The 15,705-nt window shown below is 43.1% G+C and carries 20 protein-coding genes; 1 reads left to right on the top strand and 19 read right to left on the bottom strand.

The window, feature by feature from the left end:
- Position 1 precedes the first annotated feature (1 nt).
- The 5 genes from CHU92_RS11760 to rnpA all read right to left on the bottom strand — a co-directional run bounded on the left by CHU92_RS11760 (position 2) and on the right by rnpA (position 5,809).
- On the bottom strand, positions 2-820 hold the full coding sequence (locus CHU92_RS11760) for an OmpA family protein (protein WP_094415804.1): 819 nt from the start codon (positions 818-820) through the stop codon (positions 2-4).
- Positions 804-2,804, bottom strand: a complete 2,001-nt coding sequence (locus CHU92_RS11755; RefSeq protein WP_165764652.1) for a KUP/HAK/KT family potassium transporter — start codon at positions 2,802-2,804, stop codon at positions 804-806. Before CHU92_RS11755 ends, CHU92_RS11760 begins: the two co-directional genes overlap by 17 nt.
- 117 nt (positions 2,805-2,921) lie before the next feature.
- Complete coding sequence (locus CHU92_RS11750) at positions 2,922-4,559, bottom strand: S41 family peptidase (protein WP_094415800.1); 1,638 nt, start codon at positions 4,557-4,559, stop codon at positions 2,922-2,924.
- The gene (locus CHU92_RS11745; RefSeq protein WP_094415798.1) at positions 4,543-5,376 is read right to left on the bottom strand and encodes a DUF4349 domain-containing protein; all 834 of its coding nucleotides are present in this window, start codon (positions 5,374-5,376) and stop codon (positions 4,543-4,545) included. Before CHU92_RS11745 ends, CHU92_RS11750 begins: the two co-directional genes overlap by 17 nt.
- Before the next feature lie 49 nt (positions 5,377-5,425).
- The gene (gene rnpA / locus CHU92_RS11740) at positions 5,426-5,809 is read right to left on the bottom strand and encodes a ribonuclease P protein component (RefSeq protein ID WP_094415796.1); all 384 of its coding nucleotides are present in this window, start codon (positions 5,807-5,809) and stop codon (positions 5,426-5,428) included.
- Positions 5,810-5,949: 140 nt separating this feature from the next.
- Here rnpA and CHU92_RS11735 point away from each other — a divergent pair, with 140 nt between their 5' ends.
- A complete protein-coding gene (locus tag CHU92_RS11735; RefSeq protein ID WP_094415794.1) occupies positions 5,950-6,645 on the top strand; it encodes a S24 family peptidase in 696 nt (231 codons plus the stop codon).
- A gap of 23 nt (positions 6,646-6,668) precedes the next feature.
- On the opposite strand, the gene CHU92_RS11730 is transcribed toward CHU92_RS11735, so the two are convergent.
- From CHU92_RS11730 to CHU92_RS11665, 14 genes are all read right to left on the bottom strand, one after another.
- Entirely contained in the window at positions 6,669-6,944 is a 276-nt protein-coding gene (locus CHU92_RS11730; RefSeq protein ID WP_094415792.1) for a hypothetical protein, read from the bottom strand.
- Positions 6,945-7,024: 80 nt separating this feature from the next.
- On the bottom strand, positions 7,025-7,564 hold the full coding sequence (locus CHU92_RS11725) for a DUF2480 family protein (RefSeq protein WP_094415790.1): 540 nt from the start codon (positions 7,562-7,564) through the stop codon (positions 7,025-7,027).
- A gap of 118 nt (positions 7,565-7,682) precedes the next feature.
- Positions 7,683-8,006, bottom strand: a complete 324-nt coding sequence (locus CHU92_RS11720) for an SUF system Fe-S cluster assembly protein (protein WP_094415788.1) — start codon at positions 8,004-8,006, stop codon at positions 7,683-7,685.
- 3 nt (positions 8,007-8,009) lie between these two features.
- Positions 8,010-8,429, bottom strand: a complete 420-nt coding sequence (locus CHU92_RS11715; protein ID WP_094415786.1) for a SufE family protein — start codon at positions 8,427-8,429, stop codon at positions 8,010-8,012.
- A 1-nt stretch (position 8,430) separates the two neighbouring features.
- Positions 8,431-8,865 carry a hypothetical protein gene (locus tag CHU92_RS11710; protein WP_094415784.1) on the bottom strand — a complete coding sequence of 145 codons (435 nt, stop codon included), beginning with the start codon at positions 8,863-8,865 and terminating at the stop codon, positions 8,431-8,433.
- A 19-nt stretch (positions 8,866-8,884) separates the two neighbouring features.
- Positions 8,885-10,099: an aminotransferase class V-fold PLP-dependent enzyme gene (locus tag CHU92_RS11705; protein WP_094415861.1), complete on the bottom strand. Its 1,215-nt coding sequence runs from the start codon at positions 10,097-10,099 to the stop codon at positions 8,885-8,887.
- Between the two features lie 88 nt (positions 10,100-10,187).
- Positions 10,188-11,504 (bottom strand): Fe-S cluster assembly protein SufD, encoded by a 1,317-nt coding sequence (gene sufD, locus CHU92_RS11700; RefSeq protein WP_094415782.1) that lies wholly within the window; start codon positions 11,502-11,504, stop codon positions 10,188-10,190.
- Between the two features lie 54 nt (positions 11,505-11,558).
- The gene (locus tag CHU92_RS11695; protein ID WP_094415781.1) at positions 11,559-11,921 is read right to left on the bottom strand and encodes a four helix bundle protein; all 363 of its coding nucleotides are present in this window, start codon (positions 11,919-11,921) and stop codon (positions 11,559-11,561) included.
- A 39-nt stretch (positions 11,922-11,960) separates the two neighbouring features.
- On the bottom strand, positions 11,961-12,707 hold the full coding sequence (gene sufC, locus CHU92_RS11690) for a Fe-S cluster assembly ATPase SufC (protein ID WP_094415779.1): 747 nt from the start codon (positions 12,705-12,707) through the stop codon (positions 11,961-11,963).
- A gap of 6 nt (positions 12,708-12,713) precedes the next feature.
- Positions 12,714-13,091, bottom strand: coding sequence for a type II toxin-antitoxin system VapC family toxin (locus tag CHU92_RS11685; protein WP_094415777.1), 378 nt, complete (start codon positions 13,089-13,091; stop codon positions 12,714-12,716).
- A complete protein-coding gene (locus CHU92_RS11680; protein WP_094415775.1) occupies positions 13,078-13,287 on the bottom strand; it encodes a hypothetical protein in 210 nt (69 codons plus the stop codon). Before CHU92_RS11680 ends, CHU92_RS11685 begins: the two co-directional genes overlap by 14 nt.
- 12 nt (positions 13,288-13,299) lie before the next feature.
- On the bottom strand, positions 13,300-14,748 hold the full coding sequence (sufB, locus tag CHU92_RS11675; RefSeq protein ID WP_094415773.1) for a Fe-S cluster assembly protein SufB: 1,449 nt from the start codon (positions 14,746-14,748) through the stop codon (positions 13,300-13,302).
- Between the two features lie 66 nt (positions 14,749-14,814).
- Entirely contained in the window at positions 14,815-15,150 is a 336-nt protein-coding gene (locus CHU92_RS11670) for a four helix bundle protein (protein ID WP_094415772.1), read from the bottom strand.
- A 38-nt stretch (positions 15,151-15,188) separates the two neighbouring features.
- Positions 15,189-15,518, bottom strand: a complete 330-nt coding sequence (locus CHU92_RS11665) for a HesB/IscA family protein (RefSeq protein WP_094415770.1) — start codon at positions 15,516-15,518, stop codon at positions 15,189-15,191.
- Positions 15,519-15,705 lie beyond the last annotated feature (187 nt).

Below are 15,705 nucleotides of genomic sequence, written 5' to 3'. Positions count from 1 at the left end.
CCTACGTTTTTGTTATAACCAGCTCAACACGCCTGTCATATTGTGAACCCATGCCCAGCGGTTTTGTGTTGCCGTAACCTTTAAAAGTCATCCTGCTCGCCGGCACTTTTTTCATTATTAAATATTTGTACACAGCCTGCGCCCTGTTAACAGAAAGTTCCCGCTTTTTGGTATCCCGGTCAATAGCTTCTTTCTGGAAAGAAGGTGTACAGCATATATGTCCCTGTATTTCAAACTCCAGGTTCTTGTACTTCTGAAGCAGTTTGGCAATTTTTTCGAGCTCTTTTTTGGATTGCAGTGTTAGCTTGCTGCTGCCGCGTTCAAATAAAATCAGGTCCAGGTAAACGCGGTCGCCCGTACGCATGTTTTTGGTAATGGTGCTGTATACGCCGGGTTCCAGTTTTGGCGGCGGGGCCGGTTTAAAGTTGATTACCACGTCAACACGCCTGTTTTTGGAGCGTGCTTCCGATTTATTGTCGATATCCTCATCAAGCAAAATACGCCCTTTGCCTTCTATAGTAACAATAATCTTGTTCTTTATTCCTTTTTCTATCAGCTTGTTTTTTATGGTGTTTGCCCTGTTTGATGAAAGCTTGAAATTGTAGGCATCTTTTCCGCGGTCATCAGTATAGCCAAATATCTGGATGCTCTCGATACGCGTCGTATCAATAGCTTTGATAAAATTAACGGTTTCACCCGCCTGTTTTTCGTCGAGCGTATGCTTGTCAAATTCAAAATAAACAGAATGCACTACCTCTTCCTGAGGATAGGCAACACCGCTTAGCAAGAGCAGGCATAGCAGGCTACAGATCTTTTTCATACGATTGTTGTTGATTATTCTCCACCCTGGTTAACGTTAAATCTTCCGGTGGGTGTATAACAATAGGGAATTTTTCTACTTTTATGGAACTGCTGTCCAGCCCGAAAGCCCTTCCTTCGGAGAGGCTTACCTTTTTCAGTATAAAGTAAATATCAAGGATTATCCTTTCATACCAGGGGATTTCATTCTCATAAGACAGGAATTTCTCAATAATCACGAATTTAAAGTCGCCTATAACATTGTTCCGGTTAAGGGACTCGTAGCGGCTGGTAATATCTACTTCACCCCGCTTCACCATATCCTGAACTACTTTTTTAAACATCAGGTTTATCCTTGGCGCCACGCGGAAGCCAAGGTAAAAATCCACCCGTATTACATCATCTTTCATAATCTCCCTTACGCGGTAATCCATGCGGTAAGGCTCATCAACGACATTAACATGTACAAACCAGTAAATATCTGCTCTTTTGGGCCTTTTCTGGAGTATGGAATAGATAATCTTAGACTCAATTTCATCGCCAAGATTAGCATTAGTCATATATACCAGGTGGGTGGCATATTTTGGTATTGACGTGTCATGGCTAAGTTCTGAAAGTACATTTTTATAATTATCAATCTTGGTAAACTCAGTATACTCACTGCGGATTTTTTTAGCCGTATGCCATACCGTCATTATTATAGCCAGCAAGCCCGCTATGATTAGTGACACATAGCCCCCATGTGAGAATTTGCTGATATTGGCAATTAAAAAAGAAAATTCTATAGCAAAATATACCAGTATAATACCTACAATAGCAGCGGGGTTGTAACGTTTCATCACCATATAATAACCGAGCAGTATGGTTGTCATAATCATGCACATGACAATGGCAAGGCCATAGGCCGCTTCCATATTGCCAGATTCTTTGAAGTGGAGTACAATGAAAACGCACCCGAGGAAAAGCAGCCAGTTTATGGAAGGGATATATATCTGCCCCCTGAGGTCGGTAGGGAATTTAACCGACACTTTCGGCCAGAAGTTTAAGCGCATAGCTTCACTGATGAGCGTAAACGACCCGCTTATCAATGCCTGCGATGCAATAACCGCTGCTGAGGTAGCTATGGCAATACCGAATGGCAGGAACCAGTCCGGCATAAGCAGGTAAAACGGGTTACCCTGGTTGCCCGGCGTACCGCTAAGTTCCATAAGTGTTTTCCCATGGTGTTCCATGAGGTATACGCCCTGGCCAAAGTAGTTCAGCACCAGCATACTTTTAACAAAGCCCCAGCTAATTCGTATATTTCCCCTGCCGCAGTGCCCCATATCGCTATATAGCGCCTCGGCCCCGGTAGTACAAAGGAAAACAAAGCCAAGTACATAGAACCCTTCGTGGTGTATGGAAAGCAGGTGAATAGCGTAGTATGGGTTTAGCGCTTTGATAACACACAAGTTTGAAAGCATGGGGATAAGCCCCAGCACTCCCAGCATACCAAACCATAGCAGCATCATAGGGCCAAAGAACTTACCCACAAACTTGCTGCCAAAGCGCTGAATAAAGAAAAGCACAAACAGGATGCTTATTACAATAGGTACCGTGTTGAGCTCCGGGCGGTATATCTTTAATCCTTCTATGGCTGAAGACACTGATATTGGCGGGGTAATAATCCCGTCGGCCAGCAATGCGCTCCCGCCAATAATCGCAGGTACTATAAGCCCTTTTTTCTTAAGCCTTTTTACGAGGGTGTACAGCGAAAAGATACCGCCTTCACCTTTGTTGTCGGCCTGTAGCGTAAGGATTACATATTTAAAAGTGGTTTGTAAAGTAAGTGTCCAGAAGATACACGACAGGGCGCCCAGTACTACATCATCCTGTATGGGCTGGTCACCCATTATGGCTTTCATTACATAAAGAGGCGAGGTTCCTATATCCCCGTAAATAATACCCAAAGTAACAATAAGCCCGCCTAAGGTTACTTTGTTAAGTTGTTTGTGACTGGTGCTCACGGCAATATTAAATTAAACAGCAAAGGTATGTCATTTTGTAAAAACCTTTTGAAAATGTAACGAATATTTCTCGGGACAAAGAGAAATCCCCACCTGTTGAAGATGAGGATTATGCAGTTACTTTAAAAGAATTTTATTATATTCTGCGGGATTGTTTAAAAGCGCTACAGATTTTGCTATTTCAGGATTGTTTGTAGTGTAGTATTTATAAAGCCCTTCTTTGTACTGGTAGCGTTTGATTATCTCGTCAATAATAAGTTGTTTTATCTCTTCTTTATGTGCGTTGAACTCCTTTTCCTCACTTTTTTGCAGTGCGGTCAGCAGCTGCTGGTATTCTGCCGAAATGCTCCCGTCTACTTTTTCTTTTTTGGCTACTTCGAGTGTGGCTTTTAGGGCCCTTTCTGTTTCGGTATCAAAATCAAATTTTTCTTTCTTAAGGAATTGTTTGAATGTTTCAAAATCATTGTCAGTGAATGACGGCACGTTGGCGCCTAAGCTTGGATTTTTATAATAATAGCCGGTAACAAAATTAAAAATGCCATCGTTTCGTAGCAGCGCATCGGCAATGGCGCTTTGTTTGGCTTCTTCCAGCTCCACATCAGGAAGTATCCCGCCTCCGTCATACACTGTCCGGCCTTTACGGGTTTTAAAAGCGTTATAGTTCTTTTTGTCAATCCGGATGGCTTTGCCGTCAGCATCTTTATGCGTATAGTCAAGCGCCTGTATGCCCCTGCCTGAAGGCGTGTAGTAGCGCGATATGGTAACTTTAACCTGTGTGCCGTACGTAAGGTCCAGTGGGCGCTGCACCAGGCCCTTGCCAAAACTACGGCTGCCTACTATAACAGCCCGGTCAAGGTCCTGTAGGGCCCCGGCCACAATTTCGGAAGCCGAAGCGCTTTTGCCGTCAACAAGCACTACCAGTGGAATTTCTATATCAACAGGCGGTTTAGGTGTTTTATAAGTGTTGTTGTACTTTTCGTTTTTTGATTTTGTGGTAACAATAACCTCATTTTGCGGCACGAACAGGTTACAAACATTAACGGCTTCGTTCAAAAGCCCACCGGGGTTGCCCCTTAGGTCCAGGATAATTTTCCTCGCACCTTCATTTTTAAGCTGTACCAGCGCCTCCTTCGTTTCTGCAGAGGCTTTCCCGTTAAACTGGGAAAGTACTATATAGCCTACATCTTTCCCTACCATAGAAAAAAAAGGCACGGCTTTTACATCCACTTCATTTATAACAATTTGTGTCGAATACGGTTTCCCCTGGCGCAGGTATTTAATATCAATTTTAGTATTGCGGGTGCCTTTGAGCAATTCACCGGCATCTTCCTTGAAAGCAGCAAGGTTGACATCGCCTATTTGTATAATTTCATCACCCGCTTTGAGCCCGGCTTTATCAGCAGGGTAATTTTTATACGGCTCCCGGATGATGAGCTTTCCTTCCCTACGGGTAACCACAGCGCCAATGCCTGTGTATTCGCCGGTGTTGTTAATCTTGAATTTGGCTACATCCTGTTCATTAAAATAAACCGTATAGGGGTCAAGGTCCGAAAGCATGCTTTTTATGGCCTTGTCCATGAGCTCACCGGGGTTAGTTTCGTCTACATAATTTGTATTGACTGTTTTGAACAGCGTAGTGAAAATTTCTATTTGTTTGGCTATTTCAAAAAAATCATTTTTAAATCCCGCGCCTACAAACAGTATGCCCGCAGCCACAAGGGGCAATACATATCGTTTTTTAAATAGTTTTGTCATTTTTCATTCTTTTTCTGAGTTTCCGGCGTATTAATAAATACGCTATTACGAAAATAAGTATAAAAGGCCACATATACAGCAGGCTAATGAAGAAACCTGATAATGTATTGAAGCCTGATTTTATTGCAGCCCACATTTTACTTATATATGATACCGTAGCGCCTCCCGATTTTTCTGTTGTTTTATAGAATTCGATGGTAACCGTGCTTAGCGCCACGCGGTTTTTCATATACCGCAGCTGCCCTTCCTTAACCTCAATTTCTTCACGTATGGCCGAAAGTTCTTTTTCAATTTCCAGTATTTCGCTTACTTTTTTTGCTTTTGATATCAGCTCAAGGTACCGGGCTTCCAGCACTTTTTTTGCCTTCATACGTGCTTCAACATCAATATACTCCTCGGTTACGTCCTGTGAGGATATTTCTTTTCGCTCAAAATAAGCTACACCCCTGCCTATAGTGGCAAGAAAAGGGTCAAACGATGCTGACGGCACCCGTATAATCATATTCCGGCTTACAGAATAGTCGTTTTTGCTTTCAGAATCCTGCTGCAGCTGCGCGCCGTATTTTTTAACAGCGGCGTGTATTTCGGCAGATGTAGCTGCCATATCAGTAGTTTCAAAGCGCAGGTCGGCATTCTTAATTATTTTTTGTACCGAAAACAGCCTGCCGCCGGTACTGTCAGTGGCCACTACGGGTTCATTTGCCGCAACAGCTTCCATAGCCATAACCGCATCAGTACTTCCAACTCCGGCTTCTTCCTCTTTTTTGCATGCTGTAAGCTGAACCATCAGCACCAGCAAAATAATGGTTTGTTTCATAGGGTGATTTTTAGCTGTAACGCCAAACCGTTATATTTAGTACGCTGGCTTAATGCCGGTTAGCATTTTCCTGCTCCATAAACTTTTCAAAAAGCCTGATGGTGCGGCTGTTAATTTCCTCAAATCCCAGCCTGTCATTTGTCTGGTAAAGCAGCATGACAGCATAAGCATTGCCGGCATCGGTGAGCAGGTGCTTGTTTAGCCGGTAAGCCTCACGCAGTAACCTTTTAAAATAATTGCGGTCGGCAGCCTTTTTAAAATATTTTTTTGATACGGAAACACCTGCCTGTAGTTTCGCGGGAGCATCAGGCACACGCACATATACCAGGCGAAGTGGGTATTTTGCTACTGACAGGCCCTCGCTGAAAAGAAGGTTTATGGTATTCCTGCTTTTCAGTTTTTCACTTTTTGGGTATGTAAACCTTTTTTCCATGGATTGGCAAATGTACAATAATTGCAATATTCATGGCTCTTTAGGCTGTTAATGAATATTTTCTAAGGATGTTAATTTGAATATGCTATTTTTTTCTTACACAAACAATTTTTTGTAATATTGTATTAAAATATTTAATTATGGTGTCAAAAAGGGTAGGGCAATACATTGAAGCAAAGGGTATAAGCTATTATGCTTTTGAAAATTCGCTTGGGTCGAGCCGTGGAAGCATATCGAAAGCAGTAAAAGACGGTAAAAGCATAGGTTCTAATGTCCTGGAAAAGATACTTTCCGTTTACAGCGACATCAATCCGGTGTGGCTTTTAACGGGCTATGGCGATATGTTTGCTGAACCTGCCCTGACTGGCAATGGGGCTGTGAAAACCTATCGCCTGAAAACCGACACAACAGTAGAGAGCCAACAGATACCACTATATGACCTTGAAGCCGTAGCGGGAATTGTACCCATTTTCAGCAATGACAAAGCCATACAGCCGGTTGACCATATTTCTATTCCGCATATGCCCAAATGTGACGGCGCTGTATATGTAACCGGTGACAGTATGTACCCGATACTGAAGAGCGGCGATATTGTACTTTATAAAGAAGTAAACGATATTGCTAACAATATTTTCTGGGGCGAGATGTACCTTATGAGTATCGCTATGAATGATGAAGAGTATATTACGGTTAAATATATCCATCGCGCGGATGTGCCCGGATATATAAGGCTTGTAAGCGAAAATAAAAAGCACCAGGACAAGGATGTAGAGCTTTCAAAAATAAGGGCGCTTGCCCTTGTGAAGGCCAGCATCCGTATCAATGCTATGTTGTAATATAGAAAATTGCCTTGTCGCGGTTATTTATTCACAAACTTAAAAAACCTGCTCTCACCACCGTCTTTTGTCTGTTCCTGGTAAAGGAACTGAAGGTTATTGCCGTCAAATATTTCAAAAAACTCTTCCCACGATATCTCTTTCAGGTTATCTTCTGCATAACCGGGGAAGTTTATCCTTAAAAGCCCGCCGCCGTTCTTTGCGGTACTCTCTACAACTGCCGGTTTGCCATCTCTTGCTTCGGCCCATTCCTGGATTTTTTTATGGTCTGTTGTTGTGTGTGATGCTGATGCTGACATACTATTGCGGTTTAGATTCGTAAATTTCAAATTTACCCGCTATTACCACAATAAAATATTAAGGGTGCTACAAATTTGTGTTAAACAGAGCGGGGCTTTTTATAAAGCGGCACTGATGAACATGCTTCGCCAAACATAAGGCTTTTTGCATAAGGCATAAGCTGTGCGGCAGCCATTACATAAGCCTCCTGCGGCACCGGCTTGCGAGAGCAGCCTTTTATAATTACAGGCTTGCCGGTATATTCTGTATAATCAAGCCTGGCAAGTATATCCTGGTATACGGCCACATTAAGCTCATCAACCGTGCCCTGTATTATTTTTTTGGCGAAAGGCTGCAGGTGTACCGTAACCAGCATGTAAGCCCATGCGGGCACGATGGCGTCGGTACTGCAGTACAGAGCTATATATTTGTTGCTGTACTGCTCCCAGTTATGGCCCTTCAGCGTTTCGCGGAACTCTTTTTCCTTCAGTACAAACCCTTCCCAAAGCCATGCCGATATATCAAGCGCCACGCGCTCTTCTTCTGGGTAATAATCTTCAAGATCGAACACCTGAAGTACGCTGTTGGCAACGCGGTTAATTATTTCGTTATCTGAATTTATATTAGTTTCAGGTTTCATGTTTCAGGTTTTATTCCTTTGAGATGTATGACTGTACTTCAACAGGTATAGTGTGACTGCGACGGCAAACTGGCCACTGCGTGTACTTCTCCCTTCCTTCGGAGGAGCCGGTGGAGGCCTACAGCATTCCCAGTTCCAGTTTGGCTTCCTCACTCATAAGGTCGCGGCTCCACGGCGGGTCGAAAGTAATTTCAACCTCAGCAGCTTTAACACCTTCAATTTTAGTGATCTTCTCCTCTACCTCCCGCGGAAGGCTTTCGGCAACCGGGCAGTTTGGTGATGTAAGGGTCATGAGTATCTTCACCTCATGGTCGGTATTTACCATAACGTCATATATCAGTCCCAGTTCATAAATATCTACGGGGATCTCAGGATCGTATATAGTTTTTAATACCTTTACTATCTCTTCACCCAGTTGTGCAGTGTCTATTTCTTGTTCCATAACTTAATTTTTTGCCTGGAAAGCCAGCGCATACATTTTTATCTGTTTTATCATTGATACCAACCCGTTGGCCCTTGTAGGCGAAAGGTGTTCCTTAAGCCCTATTTCATCTACAAAATCGGTATCAGCTTCCAGTATAGCCTCGGGCGCCTGGCCTGAAAATACCCGGATGAAAATCGCTATAAGCCCCTTGGTTAAAATAGCATCGCTGTCAGCGGTAAAAACTACCTTACCGTCCTTTTCCTCAGCATGAAGCCAAACCTTGCTCTGGCATCCTTTTATTATGTTATCGTCTGTTTTATACTGCTCGTCAATAAGCGGTAATGTCTTCCCCAGGTCAATCACATACTGGTAACGCTCATCCCACTCATCAAACATTGAGAATTCGTCTATAATTTCTTCCTGTATATCCTGTATCTTCATATTATTCTTTTATACCGGCTAAATTTAATAGTCCGGCAACCAGTGGGGCAATTTCAGCCGGGGGGTTGCCGTGGTCAAATCCATTACTCCTGTAAGCTTTATCCTTAACTGTAACTTCAAGCGCTGCCGACAGTGCGCCGTCATACATTCTTTTACTGCTGGGAGCCTCAAGGCCCTGCATACCCTCCAGCTTTACTTTATTAAGCAATTGTAATATCTTTTCCCAGTCCTGCTTGTTTATTGCAGTTGATGCCTTTAGGCCGGCCCTTGAATCTGAAGCCAGTACACTGTCTTTGTTAACAGTAACCTCAACACTGCGACCCCTTGTAACTGCTTTGTAATGAATAGCTACATCCTTTTCCTGATTTTTAAGCGCCGATGAGGCACAGCCACAAAACGCAACTATTATAAGCAAAACAGGCATTATTTTTTTCATGGTGCAAAGTTATTACTTTTTAAACAAGCATACGCTGTGCCTTTTTTACGGCCTCAACCAGTATGTCTATCTCTTCCTTTGTGTTATAAAACGCGAAAGAGGCGCGCGCAGTACCCGGTAACCCGAAGAAATCCATTACAGGCTGGGTGCAGTGGTTGCCGGTGCGTATGGCAATGCCCATCTTATCTACAATAGCGCCTATGTCATACGGGTGCGTGCCCTCCACAAGAAACGAAATTACCGATGCCTTGTGGGTAGCCGTGCCTACTATACGCAGGCCTTCAACTTCCTGCAGCCTTTCGGTACCGTAATCCAGCAGTTCCTGTTCATATCGGATTATATTATCAAAACCTACTGCATCAAGATAATCAATTGCCGTGCCGAGAACAATGCCGCTGGCTATGCCCGGCGTACCAGCCTCAAATTTATGTGGCAAATCAGCATAAGTAGTTTTGGCAAAGGTTACTTCCTTAATCATTTCGCCACCTCCCTGGTAGGGCGGCAGTTTATTGAGCCATTCTTCCTTGCCATATAGCACCCCGCTGCCTGTTGGGCCGCAGGCTTTGTGCCCCGAAAAAGTATAAAAATCACAATCCAGCTCCTGCATATCAGGCTTCATGTGTGGAACGGCCTGTGCGCCGTCAATCAATACCGCAGCCCCGGCCTCATGTGCTTTTTTAATAATATATTGAATAGGGTTAACCGTCCCCAGCGCATTGGAAATATGGTTTACTGCTACTATTCTTGTTTTTCCGCTAAGCAGCCTGTCAAATTCATCCATTATCAGCTCGCCCTGCTCATTCATCGGGATAACCACAAGATTGGCGCCGGTGCGTTCGCACAGCATCTGCCACGGCACTATGTTGCTGTGGTGCTCCATAGCCGATACCATAACCTCATCTCCCTCCTTTACAAATTTGGCAAACCCGCTGGCCACAATGTTGATGCCGTGCGTAGTACCCGATGTAAAGATAATCTCGTAATCGTGTTTTGCATTCAGGTGCTTTTGAATCTTCTGCCTTGAGGCTTCGTAGGCATCCGTAGCCTTTTGGCTCAGGTAGTGTACCCCCCGGTGAATGTTGGAGTTTATCTCACCGTAATATTTCATTATCGCATCAATAACCGCTTTGGGCTTTTGCGATGTGGCTGCGTTGTCAAAATATACCAGCGGCTTGCCGTTAACCTGCTGGTTAAGTATTGGGAAATCAGCCCTGATGGCTTGTATATCTAGCATGGTTGTATCGTCAAATTTATTATACAAAGTTACGGCATGTTTGGGAATAACAAGTATAAAAAAAGCAGTTCCGAAGAACTGCCATATGTTAAAGGTCAAACCCCATGTTCACACCGAGTTTGGTGGCTATGAGCTTGGTGATCCTGTTCTTGAGTTCCGGTATTTTTATACTTTCTATAACTTCGTTGCTGAAGGCGTACATAAGCAGTGCCTTTGCTTCTTTTTTAGGGATCCCACGCGATTGCATGTAGAACATGGCACTTTCGTCAAGCTGGCCAATGGTACAGCCGTGTGAGCATTTTACGTCATCCGCAAAAATCTCCAGCTGCGGCTTGGCATTAATAGTCGCCTTATCGCTTAGCAGTATGTTGTTGTTCTGCTGGAAAGCATCGGTCTTCTGCGCTTCCTTTTCTACATATATCTTCCCGTTGAATACACCTGTAGCATTACCGTCAAAAATACCTTTGTAGTTCTGGTGGCTCTCGCAGTTAGGCTGTGCATGGCGCACCAGTGTATAATGGTCTACCAGCTGCTTTTCGCCAATTATCGTAATGCCTTTCAGCGTACTCTCTACCCTTTCGCCCTGATGGTAAAAGTTCAGGTTGTTGCGGGTAACGTTGCCTCCGAAAGAGAATGTATGTACCGAAGCATTGCTATGCGCTTTCTGGGCTATGTAGGTATTGTCTATCAGGTTGGCAGTAAGTATGTCATTCTGTATCTTGTAATAATCTACCATCGCCCTTTCCTGTACAAAAATCTCGGTAACAGAGTTGGTCAGCACCGGGTTGCCGTTAAGGCTCTGGTGCCTTTCAATAATCTGCACATGGGCATTTTCACCAACTATGATCAGGTTGCGTGGCTGCACCATAAGCGCGGCTTCAGTACCGGTAGACAGATACATGATCTCAACAGGCTTATCAGCTACCTTACTCTTCGGGATGTTGATGTACGCCCCTTCAATAGCAAAGGCTGTATTAAGCGAGGTAAGGCTGTCTTCAGTATTGGCTATCTTATTAAAATATTCATCAATAACCTCTTTGTACTTAGGCTTTGTAAGCGCTGAAGACATGAGACAGACATCAAGACCGTCATGCGTGGTTGATGACAGGAACGAGCTGAACACCCCGTCAATAAATACTACTTTGTAGGTATCTATGTCATGGATGAAGTACTTCTTAACATCCGCCTGCGTCAGTGTGTTTTCCTGTTTTGGGAACACGCTGAAATCATTCTTCAGCACCGAGTTAAGCGAAGTATATTTCCAGGCCTCTTCCTTTTTGGTAGGGAAGCCTTTTTCTTCAAATTTTTTTATTGCATTTGTCCTTATGTCATGTAGTTCAGATGTTACATCCACCTTTTCTTCAAAGGCCATGAAAGAGGACAGCAGTTTTTCTTTTAATTCCATCTTTTAATGTCAAAAGTCATAACGTCGAAAGTCATAAAGACTTACTCGAACCGACTATTTACTCAAATATTTTATAAAGCCGCTTAGCAGCATTGATATTTCACTAATTTCAGTCGAAAGTTCATTGAAAACTTCCATACTAATATAATTAAGGTCGAGCGCCAGGTAGAATTGTGATCTTACCTCTCCTGCTGAACCTTTTGCAATATATAAGAAGTGTATAAATTCCTTGTCAGTATTTCTTTCAAAACCTTCAGCTATGTTAGAAGATATAGAGACAGAGGATCTTCTTAATTGTCTTGCCAGATCAAAATCCCGCTTAAATGCAGTTTCTTCAGTAATCAGATAAATTCTTTTATTTAAAGCCCTCGCTTTCTGCCATGAATTTATATCTTCAAACGAACTAAATTTACCCATCAGGCTTTTGACTTTTGGACGTTAAGACTTTTTGACTGACTAGTTTTCCGCTTTTATCCAGTCGTAACCTTTCTCCTCAAGCTCATACGCCAGCTCTTTGCCACCTGATTTTACAATACGGCCGTTATACAATACATGTACAAAATCAGGCACTATATAATCCAGGAGCCTTTGGTAGTGGGTAATCACAATTACTGCATTATCCTCACTTCGCAACTTGTTCACGCCGTTGGCTACAATGCGAAGCGCGTCAATATCAAGGCCTGAATCGGTTTCGTCAAGTATGGCCAGTTTCGGCTCCAGCATTGCCATCTGGAAAATTTCATTACGCTTCTTCTCACCTCCTGAAAAACCCTCGTTTAACGAACGGGAAAGGAACTTGCGGTCTATTTCCAGCAGCTCGCTCTTTTCACGTATCAGCTTCAGCATTTCATTAGCAGGCATTTCTTCACGTCCCTGTGCCTTGCGGCTCTCGTTAATGGCAGTTTTCATGAAGTTGGTTACCGATACACCCGGTATCTCTACAGGGTACTGGAACGAAAGGAACACCCCTTTATGCGCACGCTCTTCCGGGGCCAGTTCGCCAATATCTTCCCCTTCCAGAAGGATTTCGCCATCGGTAACTTCATAATCCTCTTTACCGGCAATAACCGATGAAAGTGTAGATTTACCCGAACCGTTAGGGCCCATAATAGCGTGTACCTCACCGGCACGAACTTCAAGGTTTATACCTTTTAAAATGTCTTTGTCTTCTACTCTGGCGTGTAGGTTTTTTATACTTAGCATTAATATTTATTTTATATCGTACAATTGTACATTAACTTCTGTTTGTGCTTTAAGCAATTGCTTATCGGCTGTAACCAATGGCAAATTTAAAAAGCTTGCTGTTGCAGCTACTATACTGTCTGGCAACTTGAACTTATAATTGCTCCTAAGATTTATAGCTGCAGATTTAATAGATGCATTTATATCAATAATTTTTACCGAGCCAAGGAAACTTCTTAAATTTTCTATATCGTTGTCATCAAGCCCTGGGAAACTCAACAGTTCTAATTCAGAAATAAATGATATATAAATATCCTTCCCATTGAGGTAATTAGCAATTTCTTCGTTTCCCTGTAATAGATAAATAAGAATGTTGGTGTCAGCTAAAATACTATTCCCACTCATCCCTCATTTCTTTTTGTATCTCAACGGGATTGCCTTTAAATTTCACTGTGCCTGAAAAAGCTTTGGCGTCAAACCCTTTACTTTTAATCTTAGCCTGATTGATCCCAGCCTGACTGATCTCAAAGCCCAAAGCTTTAGCGAGCGATTTTAAAACCGGCAGGTGCACTTTTTTTACATTCTTCAAAACGATGTCCATAACCTGAATAATTTATCCTACTGATCCTTCAAGACTTATCTCCAGCAGCTTCTGCGCTTCCACTGCAAACTCCATCGGCAGCTTGTTCAGTACGTCTTTACTGAACCCATTCACAATGAGCGCAATGGCTTTCTCGGTTGGGATACCCCTTTGGTTGCAGTAAAACACCTGGTCCTCACCAATTTTACTGGTAGTGGCCTCGTGCTCTATTTTGGCTGTTGTGTTTTTAGATTCAATGTACGGGAAGGTATGCGCACCGCAGTTGTTGCCCATGAGCAGCGAATCGCACTGGCTAAAATTACGCGCATTCTCTGCACGGCTTCCTATCTGTACCAGCCCGCGGTAGCTGTTTTGTGATTTACCGGCCGAAATACCTTTAGAAATAATAGTACTCTTGGTGTTTTTCCCAAGATGGATCATCTTAGTTCCTGTATCGGCCTGCTGGTAGTTGTTGGTAACGGCAATAGAGTAAAACTCCCCTACCGAATTGTCCCCTTTCAATACGCAGCTTGGGTATTTCCATGTAACAGCTGACCCGGTTTCAACCTGTGTCCAGCTTATCTTAGCGTTCTTCTCACAAAGCCCGCGCTTGGTCACAAAATTGTAAACACCGCCCTTGCCCTCTTTGTTGCCCGGGAACCAGTTTTGTACAGTGCTATATTTAATCTCGGCATCATCAAGCGCTATAAGCTCTACCACTGCGGCATGCAGCTGGTTTTCGTCACGGCTTGGTGCCGTACAGCCTTCCAGGTAGCTCACGTAGCTGCCTTCGTCGGCAATTACCAGCGTACGCTCAAACTGGCCGGTGCCTGCCTGGTTGATGCGGAAGTAGGTAGAAAGCTCCATCGGGCAACGCACGCCTTTAGGGATATAGCAGAACGACCCATCACTAAAAACAGCCGAGTTAAGCGCCGCGTAAAAATTATCCCTTTGCGGAACAACTGTGCCAATGTATTTGCGAACCAGTTCCGGATGCTCTTTTATCGCCTCGGAAATAGAGCAGAATATAATGCCCTTTTCAGCCAATGTCTTTTTAAAGGTGGTAGCAACAGAAACGGAGTCCATCACGATATCAACCGCGACACCCGCCAGTTTCTTTTGCTCATCCAATGAAATGCCCAGTTTCTTGAACGTATCAAGCAGTTCCGGGTCCACCTCATCCAGGCTGTTGTATTTTGGCTTCTTTTTTGGAGCCGAATAGTAAGATATTGCCTGAAAATCAGGCTTTTCATAATGCACATTGGCCCATTCCGGCTCCGTAATTTCCTGCCAGGCACGGAACGCCTCCAGGCGCCACTCGGTCATCCATTCCGGCTCTTCCTTCTTAGCAGAAAGCGCACGGATGATGTCCTCGTTAAGCCCGTTGGGGAACGTTTCTGATTCTATATCTGTATAAAAACCGTACTCGTACTCTTTATTTTCGAGTTCAATTTTTAATTCTTCTTCTGTGTATTTGCTCATTGTAAGTTGTAATGTTTTAAAGTCAGAATGTTATAAAGTTCCTGCGAGGTACTTGATAAATCCACTCTATAACTTCGACACATCATTTATTTTATAATTTAAACTTTCAAACTCAACTTGTGATATATAACCTAAATCTGAAGCTAAATATAGTTGAGACCTGAATTCTCCTGCTGAAGCTTTGGCTATATAGAGAAATCTAATAAATTCTTTAGCTGTTTCTCTTTCAAAGCCTTCTGCAATATTAGACGAGATAGAAATACTCGCTCTCCTCATCTGATCCCTTAAGCCATAATCTTTGGCAAAAAGACCATTCTCATTTGTAAGTCTGTATATTTCCGTATTTAATTCCCGAGCTCTTTGCCATGCAATAATCTCTTCAAACGAATTTAATCTCTCCATACGGAACTTTACAAACTTTTAAACTTTCAACTTTATAACTATAAAGAGAAGCTCTCCCCGCACCCGCAGGTCCTTTGCGCATTCGGGTTGTTAAAAACAAAGCCCTTGCCGTTAAGCCCGCCCGAATATTCCAGTGTGGTACCGGCCAGGTACAGGAAACTCTTTTTGTCAACCGCGATTTTTATATCATTATCTTCAAAAACTTTGTCATTTTCGCCCAGCTTGTTGTCAAATTTAAGTTCATAAGACAAGCCGGAACACCCACCGCTTTTAACCCCTACCCTTATATAATCTGTCATAGGGTTATAGCCTTCTTCTTCCATTAACATAGCAGCCCTTCTTTTCGCTGTATCAGATACTTTTATCATAGCTGTGTATATTTAGTCTAAATAATGTGCAAAGATACCACATAATTGCCTAATACTTACACTTCCACCTGTAAATTTTTTAGTACGCCTTTTGCAATTTCCGTACCATTCTACATCTGTAAAATGAACTATCGCGTGTGTTTTTTTGGGCGTGTCCCTGCGGGCCGGGCTTTCCGCTGCAAGTCCT

The organism is Flavobacterium cyanobacteriorum (genome assembly GCF_002251835.1).
GTDB classification, from domain to species: Bacteria; Bacteroidota; Bacteroidia; order Flavobacteriales; family Flavobacteriaceae; genus Flavobacterium; species Flavobacterium cyanobacteriorum.
This window is presented reverse-complemented; position numbering and strand designations above follow the sequence as displayed.